The 20,114-nt window shown below is 54.3% G+C and carries 18 protein-coding genes; 14 read left to right on the top strand and 4 right to left on the bottom strand.

Annotation, left to right across the window (positions count from 1 at the left end):
• Window positions 1-54: 54 nt before the first annotated feature.
• Entirely contained in the window at window positions 55-1,989 is a 1,935-nt protein-coding gene (locus HMPREF0201_RS23035) for an SGNH/GDSL hydrolase family protein (protein WP_157056725.1), read from the bottom strand.
• Window positions 1,990-2,524: 535 nt separating this feature from the next.
• Here HMPREF0201_RS23035 and add point away from each other — a divergent pair.
• Window positions 2,525-3,526, top strand: coding sequence for an adenosine deaminase (gene add / locus HMPREF0201_RS08420; protein WP_016536143.1), 1,002 nt, complete (start codon window positions 2,525-2,527; stop codon window positions 3,524-3,526).
• Between the two features lie 19 nt (window positions 3,527-3,545).
• On the opposite strand, the gene HMPREF0201_RS08415 is transcribed toward add, so the two are convergent.
• Entirely contained in the window at window positions 3,546-4,544 is a 999-nt protein-coding gene (locus tag HMPREF0201_RS08415) for a bile acid:sodium symporter family protein (RefSeq protein ID WP_016536142.1), read from the bottom strand.
• A gap of 444 nt (window positions 4,545-4,988) precedes the next feature.
• On the opposite strand from HMPREF0201_RS08415, the gene HMPREF0201_RS08410 reads away from it, so the two are divergent.
• Window positions 4,989-6,221 (top strand): collagen-like triple helix repeat-containing protein, encoded by a 1,233-nt coding sequence (locus tag HMPREF0201_RS08410; protein ID WP_039898147.1) that lies wholly within the window; start codon window positions 4,989-4,991, stop codon window positions 6,219-6,221.
• 89 nt (window positions 6,222-6,310) lie between these two features.
• Window positions 6,311-8,026, top strand: coding sequence for a ShlB/FhaC/HecB family hemolysin secretion/activation protein (locus HMPREF0201_RS08405; RefSeq protein WP_016536136.1), 1,716 nt, complete (start codon window positions 6,311-6,313; stop codon window positions 8,024-8,026).
• Between the two features lie 34 nt (window positions 8,027-8,060).
• Here HMPREF0201_RS08405 and HMPREF0201_RS08400 read toward each other — a convergent pair whose 3' ends face one another.
• On the bottom strand, window positions 8,061-9,101 hold the full coding sequence (locus tag HMPREF0201_RS08400; RefSeq protein WP_016536135.1) for an oxidoreductase: 1,041 nt from the start codon (window positions 9,099-9,101) through the stop codon (window positions 8,061-8,063).
• Window positions 9,102-9,461: 360 nt separating this feature from the next.
• On the opposite strand from HMPREF0201_RS08400, the gene ydgT reads away from it, so the two are divergent.
• The 11 genes from ydgT (at window position 9,462) to gstA (ending at window position 19,114) form a co-directional block, all read left to right on the top strand.
• Window positions 9,462-9,677, top strand: a complete 216-nt coding sequence (gene ydgT / locus HMPREF0201_RS08395; RefSeq protein WP_039899250.1) for a transcription modulator YdgT — start codon at window positions 9,462-9,464, stop codon at window positions 9,675-9,677.
• Window positions 9,678-9,757: 80 nt separating this feature from the next.
• Window positions 9,758-10,198: a DUF2569 domain-containing protein gene (locus HMPREF0201_RS08390; RefSeq protein ID WP_016536133.1), complete on the top strand. Its 441-nt coding sequence runs from the start codon at window positions 9,758-9,760 to the stop codon at window positions 10,196-10,198.
• Window positions 10,199-10,275: 77 nt separating this feature from the next.
• Window positions 10,276-10,857: an electron transport complex subunit RsxA gene (gene rsxA / locus HMPREF0201_RS08385; protein WP_016536132.1), complete on the top strand. Its 582-nt coding sequence runs from the start codon at window positions 10,276-10,278 to the stop codon at window positions 10,855-10,857.
• Window positions 10,857-11,435 (top strand): electron transport complex subunit RsxB, encoded by a 579-nt coding sequence (gene rsxB / locus HMPREF0201_RS08380; protein WP_016536131.1) that lies wholly within the window; start codon window positions 10,857-10,859, stop codon window positions 11,433-11,435. The genes rsxA and rsxB overlap by 1 nt, the downstream gene beginning before the upstream one ends.
• The gene (rsxC, locus tag HMPREF0201_RS08375) at window positions 11,428-13,278 is read left to right on the top strand and encodes an electron transport complex subunit RsxC (protein WP_016536130.1); all 1,851 of its coding nucleotides are present in this window, start codon (window positions 11,428-11,430) and stop codon (window positions 13,276-13,278) included. Before rsxB ends, rsxC begins: the two co-directional genes overlap by 8 nt.
• The gene (gene rsxD, locus HMPREF0201_RS08370; RefSeq protein ID WP_016536129.1) at window positions 13,279-14,331 is read left to right on the top strand and encodes an electron transport complex subunit RsxD; all 1,053 of its coding nucleotides are present in this window, start codon (window positions 13,279-13,281) and stop codon (window positions 14,329-14,331) included.
• Between the two features lie 9 nt (window positions 14,332-14,340).
• On the top strand, window positions 14,341-14,967 hold the full coding sequence (gene rsxG / locus HMPREF0201_RS08365) for an electron transport complex subunit RsxG (RefSeq protein ID WP_016536128.1): 627 nt from the start codon (window positions 14,341-14,343) through the stop codon (window positions 14,965-14,967).
• The gene (locus HMPREF0201_RS08360; RefSeq protein ID WP_016536127.1) at window positions 14,964-15,656 is read left to right on the top strand and encodes an electron transport complex subunit E; all 693 of its coding nucleotides are present in this window, start codon (window positions 14,964-14,966) and stop codon (window positions 15,654-15,656) included. Before rsxG ends, HMPREF0201_RS08360 begins: the two co-directional genes overlap by 4 nt.
• Window positions 15,653-16,288: an endonuclease III gene (gene nth / locus HMPREF0201_RS08355; RefSeq protein ID WP_016536126.1), complete on the top strand. Its 636-nt coding sequence runs from the start codon at window positions 15,653-15,655 to the stop codon at window positions 16,286-16,288. The genes HMPREF0201_RS08360 and nth overlap by 4 nt, the downstream gene beginning before the upstream one ends.
• Window positions 16,289-16,894: 606 nt before the next feature.
• A complete protein-coding gene (gene dtpA, locus HMPREF0201_RS08350) occupies window positions 16,895-18,400 on the top strand; it encodes a dipeptide/tripeptide permease DtpA (protein ID WP_016536123.1) in 1,506 nt (501 codons plus the stop codon).
• 111 nt (window positions 18,401-18,511) lie between these two features.
• A complete protein-coding gene (gstA, locus tag HMPREF0201_RS08345; RefSeq protein ID WP_016536122.1) occupies window positions 18,512-19,114 on the top strand; it encodes a glutathione transferase GstA in 603 nt (200 codons plus the stop codon).
• 51 nt (window positions 19,115-19,165) lie between these two features.
• Here the strand turns inward: gstA and pdxY are convergent, their stop codons facing one another.
• Window positions 19,166-20,026 (bottom strand): pyridoxal kinase PdxY, encoded by an 861-nt coding sequence (gene pdxY / locus HMPREF0201_RS08340; RefSeq protein ID WP_016536121.1) that lies wholly within the window; start codon window positions 20,024-20,026, stop codon window positions 19,166-19,168.
• Between the last annotated feature and the right edge of the window lie 88 nt (window positions 20,027-20,114).

The following is a 20,114-nucleotide window of genomic DNA, read 5'->3' as shown; positions in this document are numbered from 1 at the left end:
CGCCCATTTAAAATATTAAGAGCACCAGCAATTACTCGGCAATACTTCAGAAAGTCATTTTGATAGTTTCAACCCATCAAGTGAAATATACCCGGTTCCATTGGGTATATTAAATAAGGAAATAACACCGTCCGGTGAAACTGCTAGCGTTGCAACACCAATACCTCCAGAAATATTGAGTGCGGTCGCGGGGAAAGTTTCATATCTTGAGGTTGTTAGCTCGCGATCTATTCTCAACAATGGATGACCAGGAACGTAATCTGGAGTAATTCCAATATTGCCCATAAATTTAACATCGCCGTTTTGGATGGATATTCTTGGTGCTGATGTTGATATATCAGAACCCTCTGCAGCCCAGCGAAGAGGCATCATTGTTATTTTATTATCTCGATAACCTAGCGGGTTAAACAGACCGATAACTGCCATTGCATTACCCATACCCATCATCATTCGCCCGTAAGCTGTTGGATGAATGTTATCCATCAATACTGAATCCACACCACTGAGACCAAGATAGTCTGCTGTTATCATCCCCTCCATTCTTAGCGGCGCAGTACTAATAACGCAACCTTTATCAGCATAGGGGGCTATAGCCCTAATGGCGGCAGCTCGATATTCTGCCCCGCCAGCGCTATTAAGTGTTTCTTGCCCACCCTGTCCGTGAGCGGATGCCTCTAATTTTGTATACCACACAGTTGGTATACTCATGATGAACTTAACCCCGTTAGCAACGCATCTTGCTGCTATTGCAGCAACATTATTTGCAAAGACGCCAGGAGTTACAGCTCCCTGTATATCATTTATCCCAATGTTTGCTATGCAGACATCAAAACCTGAAATCCCATAATTATCAAATCTGGCTCTCTGAGTAGTAGATGTATCGCCTGAGTTTGCCAGATTTACAAACTCATAAAATTGTATTCCAGCTGATGCCAAAAATTGCCGCATATAATCGTATTGGCTACATGGTATAATCGGGTCCGAAGTCGAATCACCTAACATAATCGCTCTGAGCGATTTAAATCCGGATATTTTGCTGTTCTTTATCTTATACATGCTTGACCAGCTCATATTTGTACTTCGTCCAAACCCACCAAATGCAATTCCGCTAATACCCTCTTCGGCATCGAATGTACTAATTGGAATGCCATTTACACATACTTGAAAAATCTGATCTGATACAATTTTCACAGATAGTAAAGCAGAGTTAAATTGGTTCCGGGTTGAGCTTGTAACGTTCATAGAGATAGAGGAAAGAGATCCATTTAAGTTAAATGCAATGCCTCCCGTTTCCAGGTCTTGCTCAACCAAGGCAAATCCATTGGGAGTTACAACGCCTACGCTTACGGACCCAGACACTGCATCATTAAGCATCCCAACCTCATCGCCAATAGTGCACGAGGTAACACCTACGCTTCGCTCATTTGGCGATGTGAAAACAATGTTTAGCGTTTCTGAGCCTCCAGTAACAGTTACCGATGGTCTGGTCCCAGCTGTTCCTGAAAGTAAATATCCATGAAAATCATCACTAGTTAATGCGTGAGGTATTTCATAAGTGCCTTGCATTTGATTTATGGCAGGCATTTGATCTGACGGACGATTGTAAGCATTCCTACCCAGATAAAATGTATAATTTATAGGTAATAACTTAAATTTAATTTCACGATTAGTTTTTATTCCTTTAGTAATTAAAGGAGTCCAGGAGCCGTTAACAACAAATGAAACGCCTTCATCGGCAATTATTTCGTATCCATCACCACTAACTAAAGTAGAATCACTACCCTCTATGTAATAAATTCCTGTGTTTTTTTTCGGGAATCGAAGAACTCCTCCACCATTAATTTTAAGATATGCAACATAAGACTTTATTGCATTGAGGTTATTAGTTCCTTTTTTCCCATTATAATCATCACTTCCAGAGAAGTCTCGAATTGAAACCTCATCAGAAATGATCTGCGTTAGAGCTCTGCCTGGCGATCCAGGAAGCAATTTTTTGCCTCGAATCAGGTCTGCCCCATGGTTTGACTTAAGCTCTGTTCTAAGGGTGGCATCATCAACACCTCCCCATGCATCATTCTTGATACCCCCGGTGCTGTTTGGCGTTGAGCCGGGGGTTGCTACTTTGGGGAATGACCTTCCCCAGCTTTAGTATTCGCCGTTACTCTTCCAGCGCAAGCACTAGTTAGCAAGGCGAACGGTGCAGCCATCTTCAAAAGAATCCTTCGTGATATAGCCATAATTCAGAATTGCCTGATTCGCATCGTAATTTATACTTCCAATTGTACGATGCTGCTTGCCAAGTCTGTCAACATAAACATGTTTTTCAGACGTTACTAACCCGTCATCATTCCCGGTGCGGGAAACGATATAGCCAGCCATCTTGGTTACAAGCTTTCGCTGAAGTAGTTTTTATCTTCTGAACCGCAACAGGGACGTTTGCGCAACAAAGTTCTCACAACCATAGCAATTGCCCCCGGTTTCTTTTTATAATACGCCGCACTTTAATCAAAAAAAGAGTGCGACCATGATTGATACCACCCTGCCGTTAACCGATTTGCACCGCCACCTTGATGGCAATATTCGTGCGCAAACCATCCTCGATCTCGGCCGCCAGTTTAATTTATCTTTACCTGCCAATACTCTCGAATCCCTGCGCCCACACGTTCAGGTAGTTGAAACCGCACCGGATCTGGTGAGCTTCCTGCAAAAACTGGACTGGGGCGTGAAAGTGCTGGGCGATCTCGACGCCTGCCGCCGCGTTGCCTGGGAAAACATTGAAGATGCCGCCCGCAACGGCCTGCATTACGTCGAGCTGCGTTTCTCGCCGGGCTATATGGCGATGAGCCATAACCTGCCGGTAGCGGGCGTGGTAGAAGCGGTTATCGAAGGCGTTCGCCAGGGCTGCCGTGATTTCGGGGTTGAAGCCCGCCTGATCGGTATTATGAGCCGCACCTTCGGCGAAGCAGCGTGCGAAGCCGAGCTGAATGCCCTGCTCGCCCACCGCGACAGCATTACCGCCCTGGACCTGGCCGGTGACGAACTGGGGTTCCCTGGCAGCCTGTTCCTGAATCACTTTAACCGTGCGCGTGACGCAGGATGGCGCATTACCGTTCACGCGGGCGAAGCCGCAGGCCCGGAAAGCATCTGGCAGGCGATTCGCGAGCTGGGCGCAGAGCGCATTGGCCACGGCGTCAAAGCGGTTGAAGATCCGGCGCTGATGGACTTCCTCGCCGAGCATAAAATCGGCATCGAATCCTGCCTGACCTCCAACATTCAGACCAGCACCGTTGCAGCGCTGGAGAAGCACCCGCTGATAACTTTCCTCGATCACGGCGTGCTGGCGACCCTGAATACCGACGATCCGGCGGTTCAGGGTATCGATATTATTCATGAATATACCGTGGCGGCTCCGCGAGCGGGCCTCAGCGCGGCGCATATTCGCACCGCGCAGGAGAATGGCCTGAAGATTGCCTTCCTCAGCGAAGCCGAAAAGCAGGCGCTAACCGCTAAGGTTCGCGCCGCTTAACGCTCTGCGGCGGCTGGCGTCAGGACGCTGATTCCAGCTGCCGTTTTTCTGCGGCAGTTTTACGCGCATAGCGCTGGGCCAGCACCGCGCAGATCATCAGCTGTACCTGGTGGAAAATCATCAGCGGCAGCACCATCATCCCCACCGCGCTTGCGGGAAACAGGACATTTGCCATCGGCACGCCGTTTGCCAGGCTCTTCTTCGAGCCGCAGAAAACGATGGTGATTTCATCCGCAGTATTAAAGCCGAGCAGCCGCGCCGCCAGGGTATTTACCACCAGCACAATCGCCAGCAATACCAGAGAGCAGATAAGAACCATCAGCAGCGAGAAGCCGTTTACCTGATGCCAGATACCTTCAACAACCGCCTCGCTAAAGGCGACATAAACCACTAGCAGGATGGACGACCGGTCGGTCAGGCCGATAAGTTTCTTATGGCGATCCACCCATTTACCGATAAGCGGACGAGAAAGGTGGCCGATAACAAACGGCACCATCAGCTGCATGATGATTTTACCGATGGCATGCAGGGTATCGGTGGAGCCTTCCTGAGTTTGCATCAACGCGCCAACCAGGACCGGCGAAAGGAAGATGCCGAGAATGCTGGAGGCAGAGGCGCTGCAAACCGCTGCAGCTACATTCCCGCCCGCAACGGAAGTAAAGGCGATTGCCGACTGAACCGTCGCCGGGAGCGCACAGAGATAAAGGAAGCCCATATACAGCGGCTGGCTAAGAATGGCCGGAGAGAGAAAGCCCATTGCCAGCCCCAGTAGAGGGAACAGAGCAAAGGTGCTGAGAAACACGACTAAATGCAGTTTCCAGTGCCCCATTCCCGCCATAATCGCCTCACGGGAGAGCTTGGCGCCGTGCATAAAGAACAGAAGCGCAATCGCAAAAGTCGTCAGATACTCAAACCCGGTTTTCACTATCCCCTCGCAGGGAAACAGCGAAGCAACCACAACTACAGCAATCATTATCAGCAAAAAATTATCAATTTTTAGTTTTTGCAACCAACCCATTGTTGTTCCTTTCCTTACCAAAACGAACCAGTCCGTTACTTTGCAACAATTTTGCCGCGCTGGCGAGTTAACAATTTCATAACCATCGAAAAATTATTTACCTTCTCGTTCTATTTTTATTGAAAAACGAAACGCTAAGTTTTTAGCACAACTACAACTAAAGTATGAATGCAGTAGCGCTTAATTTAAAACCACTCTAATAACGCACATTAGATTAAATCAAGGTAATTTAAATAAATAAATTTTGACCTCATGGTAAAAAATCAAATCATTGATAATATTGAAAATTAACGCGCCATTTTTAACCAAACCAATAAACAAAGAAGATATAGCTCTCATTTAGCAATTTAAATTCATATTAAATTGTCTACCGTGTGGCGATGCGTGAAATAAGCCATACACTTATTATTACGCCGTCCGGCGTGCTAATAGTGGAGTATTGCTATGCGCTCAAATAACATTGGCCGCCTCAGCGCTATTGCGATGGCGGTACTGCTTGCATTCTCCCTGTCCGCCTGTAGCGGCGGGGGCGGAAGTTCGCACAATACGGCGAAAACGGCCGGGGCGACCGGCACCAACGCCGGCGGGACAGATACCGCAAATAACGGCGGGGGTGGCACTGGTTCAGGCGGAGACGGATCGGGTTCAGGCGGAACAGGAACCGGCGGTGGAGGCTCAGGGGGCGGAACCGGTGGTGGAACAGGTGGCGGCGGCTCTGGCGGAGGCACCGGAGGAGGAGGTACTGGCGGCGGTGGAACAGGCGGTGGCGGTACAACCGTTGCCAACAGCGCCGGAAATAACGTGATTAAAGATGTCGGCGGGGCAACCGGCGGCGTGGGCAGCACGCTTACCGGAGTAGCCTCTCAACTTCCGGTTAATAATCCGGTGACCTCAACCGTAGCGGTTGCCGTCGGCGGAACCGGCAGCGCGGTTTCAACCGTCAGCAACGGGCTGGTTACCGGGCTGGGTAACGCCAATAACCCGAACGGTCTCGGCACAACTCTGTCCGGTTCAACTAACGCGGTTTCAGGGCTGGGAACTACCGTTTCGGCTATCGGCACTAACCTTGCCAGTAGCACGGCGAATACTCCAGCCGGTAGCTTAACCGGCGCAGCGGGCGGCCTGGTGGATACCACGGGCAAAGTGGTTACCGGCGCGGGTAATGCATTGACGCAAACCGTACAAAGCCCGGGCGTCGCCAATCTGACGACCGGCGCTACCGGTCTTGTTAACACTACGCTCGCCGACACTCAAAAAGCCACTCAGGCCGTAGGCGGCGCAACCGGGCTCGGCACGCCGGTTAACAATATCCTGACGTCGGCAGGTGGCGCAGTGAGCGGCATTGGCTCAAATATCAGCGGCAGCAACCCTTCACTTAGCGGCGTAGGGCAAGTCGTTCAGAACACCGGGCAGGCCGTGACGGACAGCGGCGCGCTGGTAAAACCGGTGCAAACCGGCAGCAGCGGCAGCGGTTCAGGTTCGGTATCGGCGGGCGCTTCCGGCTCGCTCGGCATCGGCGGTAACGGGCTGGTCACCAACCTCGGCACTACCGTCACCGGCCTGACCTCATCGCTAACCACGAACGTCAGCGCCAGCGCAGGCACTACCAATAACGGAACAACAGGCCAGCAAACCGGGCTTACCGGAGCGGTCGGCGGTCTTCTGAAAAGTAAATAGTGCTTAATATGGCACATGTGCTCCCGTGGTAACGGCGGGAGCACTTTTTTCACAGCATTTGATTCGCTGCGCAGTTAAGGGAGCTCACTATGGACAATCGTCTGGGTATTCTGCTGCTGTACGGAGCAACGCTGAGCATCAGCTTTGCTGACATGTCCCCCACGCTTATCGACCCCAATAACCCCGCCAAAGCGGCGCGCCCCGTTGCGCTTCCCCCGGTCGGGCAAAAAACGCCTCAGGTCAGTGTTGCCCCTCCGGCCCCGCAGCTGACGCCGCAAACGCCGGTGACGGTAAAGCATTTGCAGTTTATCGGCGGTACCCGCTATCCGCTGGACTCGCTGGTTGAACCTTTTCGCCCTCTGGTGGGCAAAACCGTTCCGCTCTCGCAGTTGCTGGCGCTGACAAACGGCATCACTCAGCGCTATCAGCAGGATGGCCTCCCGCTCTCGTATGCTTATTTACCGAGCGATAATTTTCATGACGGCACGGTGCGCATCGTGCTGGTTGAGGGCTATATCGCCCACAGCAATATCAACAGCGACAATGCCAGCACCAGCGAGCGTTTAAGCCGCCTTTCGGCGCTGATGATGGAGGAGAAGCCGCTCAGCCAGGCCACCTTCGACCGCTACAGCCTGCTGATGCAGCGTACTCCGGCCACTAAAGTTGAGGCTAATGCCGCCCTGCCGAATAATATTTACGGCGCGGCAGATATGAAAATCGATGCCACGCAGCCGCATATATGGGATCTCTCTTCCACCATCGATACGCGCAAAGGATCTAACCTGGCGCTGGTGAACGGCACGCTGAGCAATCTCACCAGCTACGGCGATCAGCTGGGGCTGGCAACGCTTATCCCGCTGGATAACGGCACCCGCAAAACCTATTTCGGCGCAAACTATCAGCAATACCTCACCGATAACGGCCTGCTGATGCAGCTCAAGGGCAGTTTCTACCGCGAAGACCCGCGCGACTTTACGCCGCTGCTGTATCTGCCGCAGGACATTGCCATTGAAGCACGGGAAAAAACCACGCAGTACACCGGCGGGATTGCCTTCAGCTATCCCCTGCTGCTGGAGCGTAAAAAACAATTTTCCGTCAGCGGCGGGCTGGATTATATAGATAAGCGCGACGATTACGCCCTGCGGGCCAGCAGGTTCGAAAATAGTATCGACTTACCTTCCGTCAGCCAGCGGACGCGCTACCCGGCAGCCGAGTTTTCGGCCTGGGGCTACCGGGAATATGAGAAAACAAACTGGAGCACACGCCTGACGCTGCGCAAAGGCATCGACGGATTCGGCGCAAGCACCACACCGGGCTCAGGCACTAATCTCAATTTCACCCGCTGGAAAGCCAACGGCGATGCTGCCTGGATGGTGGCCGAGCGCTGGAAGTTAAGCACTTCGCTGGAGGGTGACTGGTCGAACAATAATTTACCGGAAGCAGAGCGCGTGAGCTTTGGCGCCCAGCGCTACGGGCGAGGCTACCCGGACGGCGAGGCAAGCGGTGACTACGGCTACGGCGGGCAGGTTGAACTGCGCTATCTGCATAATCTGGAGAAAGGCGTATGGCTTAACACGGTGCAGCCTTACGTGGTGGCGGATACCGCCCAAACCTGGTTTAACCAGCAGGGGTTCCGGCACCAGCGTCTGGCCTCGGTGGCTACCGGCGTCACGGTCGGCGACAGCCGTCATTATTCTGTTTCCGTTGAAGCAGCAAGGCCGCTGGCCGATTTACCCAGCGACAGCAGCCGTCGCGACTGGCGATTCAGCCTGACGTTTACCTACAACTTTAATAATCTGCATTAAGGAGATCCCTCACCGCTGCGGTGAGGGATTTTACTCAGGAAAGGTTCAGCGTGGCGCGTTTCTTCGCCGACTCCATGCCCAGTTCAATCAACTCCATCACCTGAATTGCCTGCGCGGCCGGAACAGGGTTTTCCCCTTTGCCGGTCAGCGCATCGCGAATGCCTGCATAGTAAGCCGGGTAGTTACCGGGGACAGTCAACAAGGTTTGCTCGGCCATCAACTCGCCCTGAGCCAGGGTCAGCACGCCGTCTCGCATATCATAGCCCCAGTCTTCCTGCGGCAGACGCTCACCGGCCTTGAGGCGGTCTTCCTGAGGGTCGAGCCCATATTTGATATAACTCCCGCGCGTACCATGAACGATGTAGCGAGCCGTTTCCGCCGCCGCCAGCAGGGTTCCGTGCAGCACCACGCGGCGCTGAGGGTAAGCCAGCACGGCGTGGAAGTAATCGGTAGCCTGAGCGCCCGCCCGCAACTGCGCGAGATCGACCGTCATGCTGACCGGGAGGCCAAACAGATTCAGCGCCTGGTCAAGCAAGTGCGGCCCCAAATCGTACCAGATACCGCTCCCGACGCCCGCCTGCTCGCGCCAGCGGTTGCGAACCTGGGGGCGGTAACGATCAAAATGAGATTCAAAATAGGCCACTTCGCCCAGCGTGCCGTCGGCGAGCAGATTTTTCACCGTCAGGAAGTCGCTGTCCCAGCGGCGGTTATGGAATACCGAAAGCAGCAGGCCAAGATTTTTCGCCAGCGCATCCAGCTCGCGAGCCTGCGACAACGTTACGGTGAACGGTTTGTCGACAACGACATGTTTTCCCGCTTCCAGCGCCGCTTTTGCCAGCGGGAAGTGGGTATCATTCGGGGTGGGAACCACTATGAGGTCAATATTGGGGTCGTTAAACAGATGCTGAGGGTCTGAAACAACCTTCATTCCCGGCCAGTCAGCGTGAACCTTATCGGCATCGCTACTGGATACCGCAGCGAGGCTCATTCCAGGCGTACCGGAGATAAGCGGCGCGTGAAAAGTTTTGCTGGCATAACCGTAACCGATCAGCCCGACACGAATGGTATCACTCATTTGTTTTCCTCTCGTCAATGGACTCCGTCATTTCACCTTATCCCCCGACTTGCCACAACAGCAAGTTACCGCGTTGCGTAATTACCGGCCGGTTGAGAGCCATTATTGCTAATTAACCTGATATTAGCTGTGGTCTTAATATCAATGTCTAATAAGCTCTACAGCCTGTCAGATTAAATTAAATGAATAAGATAATTAGCCTCCTGCGTCACTATCTTCCTGGCTCCGGCAGAGAAAACTCCTAATTGTTCAGTTGCTTAATAATAGCGCTAAGTTTCTGTCCCCTTTTGCGATTATTATCCCTCATTCCCGTTAACTGATAATTATAATCTTACTCTACTTATGGAAAATGCTACCGCCCTGAGCACCCTCGATTACCTGATGAAGTTTCGTAAAATCAACACATCCGACAGTCTGGAAAAGTTGTTCGACCACCTCAATTACACGCTAACCGACAGCGGCGAAATCATTAGTATGTACCGCGCTGCCGATCATCGCCGGGCAGAACTCGCTTCCGGCGGCCGCCTTTTTGACCTTGGCTGTGTCCCCAAAACCGTCTGGCGTTACGTTCAGTAAACGCCTGCCGGTAGCAATGGCGGCAAAATCCCTTATAATCCCCCCGCTTTATTCATCATATTGGTAAATCGGGAGGAAATATGACAACGACCCAACCGCCTCGTATTGCAGGCTGGCTGCTTGCGCCCCTGGCGTGGCTATTAATGTCGTTACTCAGCAGCTCCATAGCGCTGGCGAGCTTCCTGATGCTGCTTCTTTCCCCTGAGGCCCGCCAGGCCCTCGGCAATGCGGATGCCAAAACGACCCTGCTGTTTGCCCTTTCCGTCGGCTGCGCGCTGGCGATGTGGGGCTACACGCTGTGGTTAACTATCGCTTTCTTTAAACGCCGCCAGAACGTGGTCCGCCATTATGTTCTTTGGCTACTGTTTACCGTACTGCTGGCGATTAAATCTTTTGCATTCTCGCCGGTAAGCGACAAGGTGGCGGTGCAGTTGCTGCTCCCTTCCCTGATGGCTGCGGCATTACTGGTGCCTTATTTGAAGCGTTCTAAGCGCGTAAAGCAGACCTTCATTAACCCGTAATAACCCTATAGATAGCCCGTTGTCGCCGCCCTTCGATTAGTCGATAATAGGCGGCTTTTTTTGTTTCAGGTCGAATAATGTCAGATTACTTGCTGCTCTTTGTTGGTACTGTGCTGGTCAATAACTTCGTGTTGGTGAAGTTCCTTGGCCTGTGTCCGTTTATGGGGGTTTCCAAAAAACTGGAAAGCGCCATCGGCATGGGTCTGGCAACCACCTTCGTGATGACGCTCGCCTCAATTTTTGCCTGGATAATTGATGAATTTATCCTGGTGCCGCTGGACCTGATTTACCTGCGCACGCTGGCCTTTATTCTGGTTATCGCGGTGGTGGTGCAGTTCACCGAAATGGTGGTGCGTAAAACCAGCCCCGCGCTTTACCGTCTGCTGGGTATCTTCCTGCCGCTTATCACCACCAACTGCGCGGTGCTCGGCGTGGCGCTACTCAACATTAACCTCGGGCACGACTTCCTGCAGTCCGCCGTTTACGGCTTCTCCGCCGCGCTTGGTTTCTCGCTGGTGATGGTGCTATTTGCCGCCATCCGCGAACGCATGGTCGTTGCCGACATCCCCGCGCCTTTCCGTGGCAACGCCATTGCGCTGGTTACCGCCGGACTGATGGCGCTTGCATTTATGGGCTTTAGCGGTCTGGTGAAGTTCTGATGACTACGCTGTGGATGGCTATTATTTCGGTCACGCTGATGGGCCTGCTGTTTGGCGTGATCCTCGGGTATGCCTCGCGCCGCTTCCAGGTTGAAGAAGATCCTATTGTTGACCGCATTGACGAACTGCTGCCGCAGAGCCAGTGCGGCCAGTGCGGCTACCCCGGCTGCCGCCCTTATGCTGAAGCGGTAGGCAATCAAGGTGCGAAGATAAACCTCTGTGCGCCCGGCGGTGAAGCCGTGATGCTCAAGATTGCCGCTACGCTAAACGTTGACCCGCAGCCCATTGACGGCGACGCCGCCGATGCGGAGCCGGTGCGCATGCTGGCTATTATCGACGAAGCGAACTGCATCGGCTGCACCAAATGTATTCAGGCCTGCCCGGTAGATGCCATTGTCGGGGCAACCCGCGCGATGCATACCGTGGTGAGCGACCTGTGTACCGGCTGTAATCTCTGCGTTGACCCCTGCCCGACCCGCTGCATTGAACTGCGTCCGGTCAGCCCCACTACCGAAAGCTGGAAATGGGATTTGCAGACCATCCCGGTGCGTATGATCCCGGCGGATAATCATGCTTAATTTTTTCAATCGCTTTAAAAAAGACAGGATCTGGGATTTCGACGGCGGCATTCATCCCCCGGAGATGAAAACCCAGTCCAACGGCACGCCGCTGCGCCAGGTTCCTCTGCCCTCTCAGCTGGTTATTCCGCTTAAACAGCACATCGGCCCTGAAGGCGAGCTTTGCGTGAAGCCGGGTGATTACGTGCTGCGCGGCCAGCCGCTGACCCGCGGGCGCGGCAGAATGCTGCCGGTACATGCCCCAACCTCCGGTACGATAAAAGCCATTGCCCCACACTCAACGGCACACCCTTCCGCACTCGAGGAGTTAAGCGTCATCCTCGATGCCGACGGTGAAGACATCTGGATTGAGCGGGACGGCTGGAGCGACTACCGATGCCAGAGCCGCGAGGCGCTTATTGAACGCATTCATCAGTTCGGCGTTGCCGGGCTGGGCGGCGCGGGTTTTCCTACCGGCAATAAGCTGCTGGGCGGCGGCGATAAGATCGACACGCTCATCATTAACGCCGCTGAGTGCGAACCCTATATCACCGCCGATGACCGGCTAATGCAGGATTGCGCGGCGCAAATCGTCGAAGGCGTGCGCATTCTCGCCCATATATTGCAGCCGCAGCGCATTCTAATTGGCATCGAAGATAATAAGCCGCAGGCGATTTCGATGATGCGTGCGGTGCTGGCAAATAGCCACGACATGCAGTTACGCGTGATCCCAACGAAATATCCGTCCGGCGGCGCCAAACAGCTGACTCAGATCCTGACCGGCAAGCAGGTTCCACACGGCGGCCGTTCGTCGGATATCGGCATTCTGATGCAAAACGTCGGGACGGCTTATGCGGTAAAACGCGCGGTTATTGACGGCGAGCCGCTTACCGAACGCGTGGTCACTTTAACCGGGGAGTCCATCTCTCAGCCGGGTAACGTATGGGCGCGCCTCGGTACGCCGGTTAATCATCTGCTGGAGTTTGCGGGCTTCAGGCCGGTACAAGAGCAGAAGGTGATTATGGGCGGGCCGCTGATGGGCTTCACCCTGCCGTGGCTTGACGTGCCGGTGGTAAAAATCACCAACTGTCTGCTTGCCCCTTCGGCAAGCGAAATGGGCGAAGAGCAGGAAGAGCAAGGCTGTATTCGCTGTAGCGCCTGCGCGGACTCCTGCCCGGCCGATCTGCTGCCACAGCAGCTTTATTGGTTCAGCAAAGGCCAGCAGCACGACAAGGCAACAGCGCATAACCTCTCGGACTGCATCGAATGCGGCGCCTGCGCCTATGTTTGCCCGAGTAATATTCCGCTGGTGCAATACTTCCGCCAGGAAAAAGCCGAGATCCGCGAGATTGAGCTTGAGGCTAAGCGCACCGTTGAAGCGAAAGCGCGCTTTGAAGCCCGTCAGGCAAGGCTTGAGCGCGAGAAGGCCGCCCGCCTTGAGCGCCATAAAAGCGCCGCAGTTCAGCCAACGGCGAAGGACAACGATGCTATTCAGGCTGCACTTGCCCGCGTGAAAAGCAAAAAAGCGCAGGCCAGCGAAGAGCCCATTATCGTTAAAGCTGGAAGCGTGCCGGACAATAGCGAAGTCATTGCCGCTCGCGAAGCGCGTAAAGCCGAAGCGCGCGCGCGCCAGGCGGAGAAAGCTCAGCAGACGGAAGCTCCTGCCAACGCGGAGGCAGATCCGCGTAAAGCCGCCGTTGAAGCCGCTATCGCCCGAGCTAAAGCACGTAAAGCGGCTCAGAAAGCCGAGTCGGAGCAGTCTGAACCGGCTGAAAAAGAACAAGATCCACGCAAAGCCGCGGTGGCTGCGGCGATCGCCCGAGTACAGGCACGCAAAGCCGCTCAGATGTCTCCAGAGGAATAAATGGTTTTTAAAATCGCAAGCTCCCCGTTTACCCATAACCAGCGCAGCACGGCGCGGATTATGATGCTGGTTTCCCTCGCCGCCCTGCCCGGCATCGCGATGCAGTGGTACTGGTTTGGCTGGGGAACGCTGGTTCAGGTCGCGCTCGGGATAGCCAGCGCCATGGCCGCAGAAGCATTAGTGCTTCGCCTGCGCAAAAAATCGCTGCAAAGCCATCTCGGGGATAACTCCGCCCTGCTCACCGGGCTGCTGCTGGGCATCAGTATTCCCCCCCTTGCGCCGTGGTGGATGGTGGTGCTGGGCATGGTTTTTGCGATTATTATCGCCAAACAGCTGTACGGCGGCCTGGGCAATAACCCTTTCAACCCGGCGATGATTGGCTATGTTGTGCTGCTGATAGCCTTCCCGGTACAGATGACCTCCTGGCTGCCTCCGCAGTCGATTGCCGCTACGGTGCCGGGTTTCGTTGACAGCCTGCAGGTGATTTTCCACGGTGCTACCGCCGCCGGCGACACCATGGACAAGCTGCGTATGGGCGTGGACGGCATTAGCCAGGCTACGCCGCTCGATACCTTTAAAACCGGCCTGCACGCAGGGCATTCCGCCGAACAGCTGCTGCAAGCCCCGATTTTTGGCGGCGTACTCGCGGGCCTGGGCTGGCAGTGGGTTAACCTTGCCTATCTGGCGGGCGGCCTGTTCCTGCTGTGGCGCGGAACGATTCGCTGGCATATTCCTGCGGGCTTCTTGATTGCTCTGCTGGTTTGCTCCACGCTGGGCTGGCTCATCGCTCCTGAGAAATGCGTTTCTCCGCTGGTACACCTGTTCTCAGGCGCAACCATGCTGGGCGCATTCTTTATTCTTACCGACCCGGTTACCGCCTCAACGACTAACCGCGGCCGCCTGATTTTTGGCGCTCTGGTTGGCCTGCTGGTGTGGCTTATCCGCACTTACGGCGGCTACCCGGACGGCGTGGCGTTTGCGGTGCTGCTTGGCAATATTACCGTGCCGCTTATCGACTACTACACGCGCCCTCGCGCCTACGGCCACCGTTAAGGAGACGCTATGTTTAAAACAATGCAAAAGCATGGCGTAGCGCTGGCGCTGTTTGCCGCCCTATTTACCGGCCTCACCGCGCTGGTGAATGAACTGACAAAGCCGACCATCGCCCAGCAGTCCGCGCTTCAGCAAAAAATGCTGTTCGACCAGGTTATCCCGGATGATGTTTACGATAACAATATTCAGAATAGCTGCCTGCTGGTAAAGGACTCCCCGCTCGGGAAAGGGGCTCGCCATATTTATGTCGCCCGTAAAGGCGATACGCCGGTTGCCGTTGTAATGGAAGCCACCGCTCCGGACGGCTATTCTGGTGCGATACAAATTCTGGTTGGCGCCGATTTTAAAGGCACCATTCTCGGCACTCGCGTAACCGAACACCACGAAACGCCGGGCCTTGGCGACAAAATTGAACTGCGCCTGAGCGACTGGATAACCCACTTTACCAATAAGCGTATTCAGGGCAGCGATGACGCGAGCTGGGCGGTGCAAAAAGACGGCGGCCAGTTTACCCAGTTTACCGGAGCCACCATTACCCCGCGCGCCGTGGTCAACGCGGTTAAACGTGCCGGGCTGTTTGCCGAAACGCTGCCTCAGCAGCTTGGCGAACTGCCCGCCTGTGGAGACAAACAATGAGTGAAACTAAACGCGTCCTGGTTAACGGGCTGTGGAAGAATAACTCGGCGCTGGTTCAGCTGCTGGGGCTCTGCCCGCTGCTGGCCGTAACGTCCACCGCGACTAACGCGCTGGGCCTTGGCCTTGCCACAACGCTTGTGCTGACGCTGACTAACGGAACCATCTCTGCCCTGCGCCGCTGGGTGCCGTCTGAGATCCGTATCCCGGTCTACGTGCTGATAATCGCCTCGGTGGTGAGCATCGTGCAAATGCTTATCAACGCCTACGCCTTTGGTCTTTATCAATCGCTGGGGATTTTTATCCCGCTTATCGTCACCAACTGTATCGTGGTAGGCCGCGCTGAAGCCTATGCGGCAAAAGCCAGCGTGCCTTACGCCGCCCTGGACGGCTTTGCAACCGGCCTCGGCGCAACCAGCGCGATGTTTGTGCTGGGCTCAATTCGCGAAATCATCGGTAACGGCACCCTGTTCGACGGCGCCGACGGCCTGCTGGGAAGCTGGGCTAAGGTGTTACGCATCGAAGTGTTCCATACCGATACGCCTTTCCTGCTGGCGATGCTGCCGCCGGGCGCATTTATTGGCCTCGGCATGCTGCTGGCGCTAAAATACCTCATTGATGAAAAAATGAAGGCGCGCCGCGCGCGTGAAGCCGCAGCCGTCGTTGAAGGGAATGCAGAGAAGGCTTCATGAACAACAGCAAACGGATTGAGATCCTCACCCGTTTAAGGGACAACAACCCGCACCCCACTACCGAGCTTAACTTCAGCAGCCCGTTTGAGCTGCTGATTGCGGTACTGCTTTCCGCTCAGGCCACCGACGTGAGCGTGAACAAAGCCACCGCGAAGCTCTATCCGGTGGCTAATACGCCTGCCGCGATGCTGGCCCTGGGGGTTGACGGCGTAAAGGAATACATCAAAACCATCGGCCTGTTTAACAGCAAGGCGGAAAACGTGATTAAAACCTGCCGTATGCTGCTGGAGCTGCATCACGGCGAAGTACCGGAAGACAGAGCCGCGCTTGAAGCGCTGCCGGGCGTAGGGCGTAAAACCGCAAACGTGGTGCTTAACACCGCCTTCGGCTGGCCGACCATCGCCGTGGATACCCATATTTTCCGCGTCTGCAATCGCACCCAGTTTGCCGCAGGCAAAAACGTTGAGCAGGTAGAGGAAAAACTGCTGAAGGTGGTTCCGGCAGAATTTAAGGTTGATTGCCACCACTGGCTTATCCTTCACGGCCGCTATACCTGCATAGCCCGCAAACCGCGCTGTGGCTCCTGTATCATCGAAGATCTCTGCGAGTTTAAAGAGAAGGTCGAAGTCTGATTCCCCCGGCTCACGCTCGTGAGCCTGTAGCTCTTCCCCCTGGCCTGCTGGCCATTGCCGCCATTTCATTCGTTTATGCCATTAAAACCGACTGATGATTTTATTTTGTTCGACGCATTACCTGCCCACCAGGTTAATCGTTTTTTTGCGATAAGAAATTTCTATAAATTTGTGATCTGCATCACTTTGATAACTTCAGGTTAAAAAATAGTGATAAATCGGGCTCTAACGGCTTGCTATCGTTACTATTAATGGATCAATAGCAATACAATAGGCCAGGTATATTAAATAACATGGTCTATATCACTGCCTTTAAGGCTTGCAAGCAGAATATATAACTAAATAGTTAAAATTGTGCTGTAAAAAAAGACAAAAAATCGATAAAGCCTGGAATAGTAAAATTTAACGCTGAATAACAAATCAGGTTAAGGCTTATTATCCGGCCCGGGTTATATGTAACAGAATATTGCAAACCCCTTGCCTGAGGCACCCGGATAGTGAACATTACCAGCCGTTTTTCCTTCCTTATAACTAGAAAGTGCATGCCGCCTCGGTATTGCAACAGCAAGCCCCTTATTAAAGCGGGATGTAAAAAAAGAGGTATATGTGTCGACTGCAAACAAAAAACCAGCGGAAAGCGTGAGTCTTAACGCCTTCAAGCAACCTAAATCGTTCTATCTGATTTTCTCTATTGAGCTCTGGGAGCGCTTTGGCTATTACGGCCTGCAAGGCATCATGGCCGTTTATCTGGTCAAAATGCTGGGCATGTCCGAAGCGGACTCCATTACGCTGTTCTCCTCCTTTAGCGCCCTGGTCTATGGCCTGGTAGCGATTGGCGGCTGGCTGGGCGATAAAGTGCTCGGCACCAAGCGCGTTATCATGCTCGGGACTATCGTGCTGGCCATCGGCTATGCGCTGGTAGCCTACTCCGGGCATGACGTCAGCGTGGTCTATATCGGTATGGCGACCATTGCGGTAGGTAACGGCCTGTTCAAGGCGAACCCTTCCTCCCTGCTGTCCACCTGCTACGATAAAGACGACCCGCGTCTGGACGGTGCATTCACCATGTACTACATGTCCATTAACATCGGCTCCTTCTTCTCTATGCTGGCTACGCCGTGGCTTGCCGCGCAGTACGGCTGGAGCACCGCGTTCTCTCTGAGCTTCGTCGGGATGCTGATTACCCTGGTCAACTTCATCTTCTGCAAGAAGTGGGTTAAAAACTACGGTTCTAAACCTGACTTCGCGCCGGTTCACTTCGGTAAGCTGCTGACCACCATCGTTGGTGTGGTTGTGCTTATCGCCGTGGCAACCTGGCTGCTGCACAACCAGGGCATTGCTCGCGCCGTACTGGGCCTCGTCGCTCTGGGCATCGTGTTTATCTTCGGTAAAGAAGCTTTTGCCATGAAAGGTGCCGCACGCCGTAAAATGATTGTGGCCTTCATCCTGATGGTTGAAGCTATCGTCTTCTTCGTGCTGTACAGCCAGATGCCGACCTCCCTGAACTTCTTCGCGATTCGTAATGTGGGCCATGAAATCCTGGGCATCACCTTCGAAGCCGAGCAGTTCCAGGCGCTGAACCCGTTCTGGATAATGATTGGTAGCCCGATTCTGGCCGCTATCTATAACAAGATGGGCGACCGCCTGCCGATGCCGCACAAGTTTGCTATTGGTATGGTGCTGTGCTCCCTGGCCTTCCTGGTTCTGCCGGTCGGGACTAAATTCGCTAACGAAGCGGGTATCGTTTCCGTTAACTGGCTTATCCTGAGCTATGCGCTGCAAAGCATCGGCGAGCTGATGATCTCCGGCCTGGGCCTGGCAATGGTTGCGCAGCTGGTTCCACAGCGTCTGATGGGCTTCATCATGGGTAGTTGGTTCCTGACTACCGCAGGTGCGGCAATCATTGCCGGTAAAGTTGCAGGCCTGATGGCGGTGCCGGAAAACGTGACCGACCCGCTGCTGTCCCTGGAAGTTTATGGCCGCGTATTTATGCAGATTGGTATCGTCACCGCAGTGATTGCCGTGCTGATGCTGCTGACCGCGCCTAAGCTGAACCGCATGACGCTGAGCGAAGACAAAGCTGAGAAAGCTTCAGAAACCGCGACCGCGTAACATTCCGGGAAAAAAATCAGTCTGTAAGCCGCCAGCTTTAACGCTGGCGGCTTTTTTTTTACCTGAAGCCGCACTAACATGGATTAACTTAGTGCCCTAACGGAGTTCGTGATGAAACTGTATTTCAAGCCCGGTGCCTGTTCCCTTTCCCCACACATTATCCTGCGCGAATCTGGGCTGGACTTTTCTCTGGTCAAAGTAGACCTGGCGAGCAAACGTACCGAAAATGGTGACGATTTCCTGGCGATTAACCCTAAAGGCCAGGTTCCCGCCCTGCTGCTGGATGATGGTTCTCTGCTGACCGAAGGCGTGGCTATCGTGCAGTATCTTGCCGATAAAGTACCGGACCGCCAGCTGCTGGCTCCCACCGGTAGCATGACGCGTTACCACACTCTGGAGTGGCTCAACTACGTTGCCAACGAGCTGCACAAAGGCTTCTCGCCGCTGTTCAACCCGGCGACCCCGGAAGAATTTAAGGCGGTGGTACGCAAGCAGCTGGAGAAAAAATTCCACTACGTGAATGAAGAGCTGAAAGACAAACAGTGGCTGATGGGCTCCCGCTTTACCGTGGTGGATGCCTACCTGTTTACCGTGCTGCGCTGGGCCTATGCTCTGAAGCTGGAGCTGGCTGGTCTGAGCAATATTGAAGCCTATCTGGAACACATGAAGGCGCGCCCTGCGGTTGCCGCGGCGCTGGCTGCCGAAGGCCTCTAAACGCCCGGAGCCCTTAAAGCAAAACGCCCTCAAATGAGGGCGTTTTTTATTTTACAGCTTCACCGCGGTGAAGTAGTGCTCAGGTTTGGCTATACCGTCCTGAGCCGCCACCAGCTGTAGCTCGTACTCTTCCATACGTTTGGTGACCACCATAATGTCGTACACCGCCGCCGTGACGTGCTCCAGCGCTTCGCGCAGCGTTGCGCCCTGTAGTAGCTTGACCAGCAGCAGACCGCTGGTCACGTCGCCCACACCAACCGGCTGGCGCTCGCCAAAATCCACCAGCGGGCGATGGATATGCCACGCTTCATCGGCGGTGACCAGCAGCATTTCAAAACGATCCTGCTGGTAGCCCGCGCGCGCAAGATGTTTCACCAGCACGATTTGCGGCCCCTGAGCAATCAGCTCGCGGGCGGTAGCCACGGCTTCCTCAACGTTGTTCACGCCGTGGCCGCTGAGGATTTCCAGCTCAATCAGGTTTGGGGCAATGATATCGCTGGCGGGCATGGCATAGCGGGTGTGGAATTCGGCCACGCCCGGCGCAACGATGCAGCCTTTTTCAGGATGGCCCATCACCGGATCGCAGAAATATTTGGCGTTCGGGTTAGCGGCTTTCACCTGACGGACGATAGAAAGAATATGCTCCCCCTGCTCCGCAGATCCCAGATAGCCGCTCAGCACCGCGTCGCAGCGCTGCAGCTGACCGATATCGGCAATGCCCTGCACAATTTCACTCAGGTGGCTGGCTGGCATCACGCTGCCGGTCCACTTTCCGTATTGAGTATGGTTGGAGAACTGCACCGTGTTCAGCGGCCAGACGTTAGCGCCCAGCCGGCGCATCGGAAATTCGGCCGCGCTGTTACCGGCGTGGCCAAATACCACATGAGACTGAATGGCAAGGATGTTTTTCATTTTTCTACTCGGATGAAACGCCTGGCGTTGTGCTTGATGAGTAAAAATAAAGGGCGTGGTTTACGCCACGCCCTTCGGGTCTGACTAG

It is taken from the genome of Cedecea davisae DSM 4568 (genome assembly GCF_000412335.2).
In the GTDB taxonomy this organism is placed as follows: Bacteria; Pseudomonadota; Gammaproteobacteria; order Enterobacterales; family Enterobacteriaceae; genus Cedecea; species Cedecea davisae.
This window is presented reverse-complemented; position numbering and strand designations above follow the sequence as displayed.

Bases quoted from the DNA above. Each gene is read 5' to 3' on its own strand.
- add (WP_016536143.1), top strand. From the start codon at position 2,525: ATGATTGATACCACCCTGCCGTTAACCGATTTGCACCGCCACCTTGAT.
- HMPREF0201_RS08415 (WP_016536142.1), bottom strand. From the start codon at position 4,544: ATGGGTTGGTTGCAAAAACTAAAAATTGATAATTTTTTGCTGATAATG.
- HMPREF0201_RS08410 (WP_039898147.1), top strand. From the start codon at position 4,989: ATGCGCTCAAATAACATTGGCCGCCTCAGCGCTATTGCGATGGCGGTA.
- HMPREF0201_RS08405 (WP_016536136.1), top strand. From the start codon at position 6,311: ATGGACAATCGTCTGGGTATTCTGCTGCTGTACGGAGCAACGCTGAGC.
- HMPREF0201_RS08400 (WP_016536135.1), bottom strand. From the start codon at position 9,101: ATGAGTGATACCATTCGTGTCGGGCTGATCGGTTACGGTTATGCCAGC.
- HMPREF0201_RS08390 (WP_016536133.1), top strand. From the start codon at position 9,758: ATGACAACGACCCAACCGCCTCGTATTGCAGGCTGGCTGCTTGCGCCC.
- rsxA (WP_016536132.1), top strand. From the start codon at position 10,276: ATGTCAGATTACTTGCTGCTCTTTGTTGGTACTGTGCTGGTCAATAAC.
- rsxB (WP_016536131.1), top strand. From the start codon at position 10,857: ATGACTACGCTGTGGATGGCTATTATTTCGGTCACGCTGATGGGCCTG.
- rsxC (WP_016536130.1), top strand. From the start codon at position 11,428: ATGCTTAATTTTTTCAATCGCTTTAAAAAAGACAGGATCTGGGATTTC.
- rsxD (WP_016536129.1), top strand. From the start codon at position 13,279: ATGGTTTTTAAAATCGCAAGCTCCCCGTTTACCCATAACCAGCGCAGC.
- rsxG (WP_016536128.1), top strand. From the start codon at position 14,341: ATGTTTAAAACAATGCAAAAGCATGGCGTAGCGCTGGCGCTGTTTGCC.
- HMPREF0201_RS08360 (WP_016536127.1), top strand. From the start codon at position 14,964: ATGAGTGAAACTAAACGCGTCCTGGTTAACGGGCTGTGGAAGAATAAC.
- nth (WP_016536126.1), top strand. From the start codon at position 15,653: ATGAACAACAGCAAACGGATTGAGATCCTCACCCGTTTAAGGGACAAC.
- gstA (WP_016536122.1), top strand. From the start codon at position 18,512: ATGAAACTGTATTTCAAGCCCGGTGCCTGTTCCCTTTCCCCACACATT.
- pdxY (WP_016536121.1), bottom strand. From the start codon at position 20,026: ATGAAAAACATCCTTGCCATTCAGTCTCATGTGGTATTTGGCCACGCC.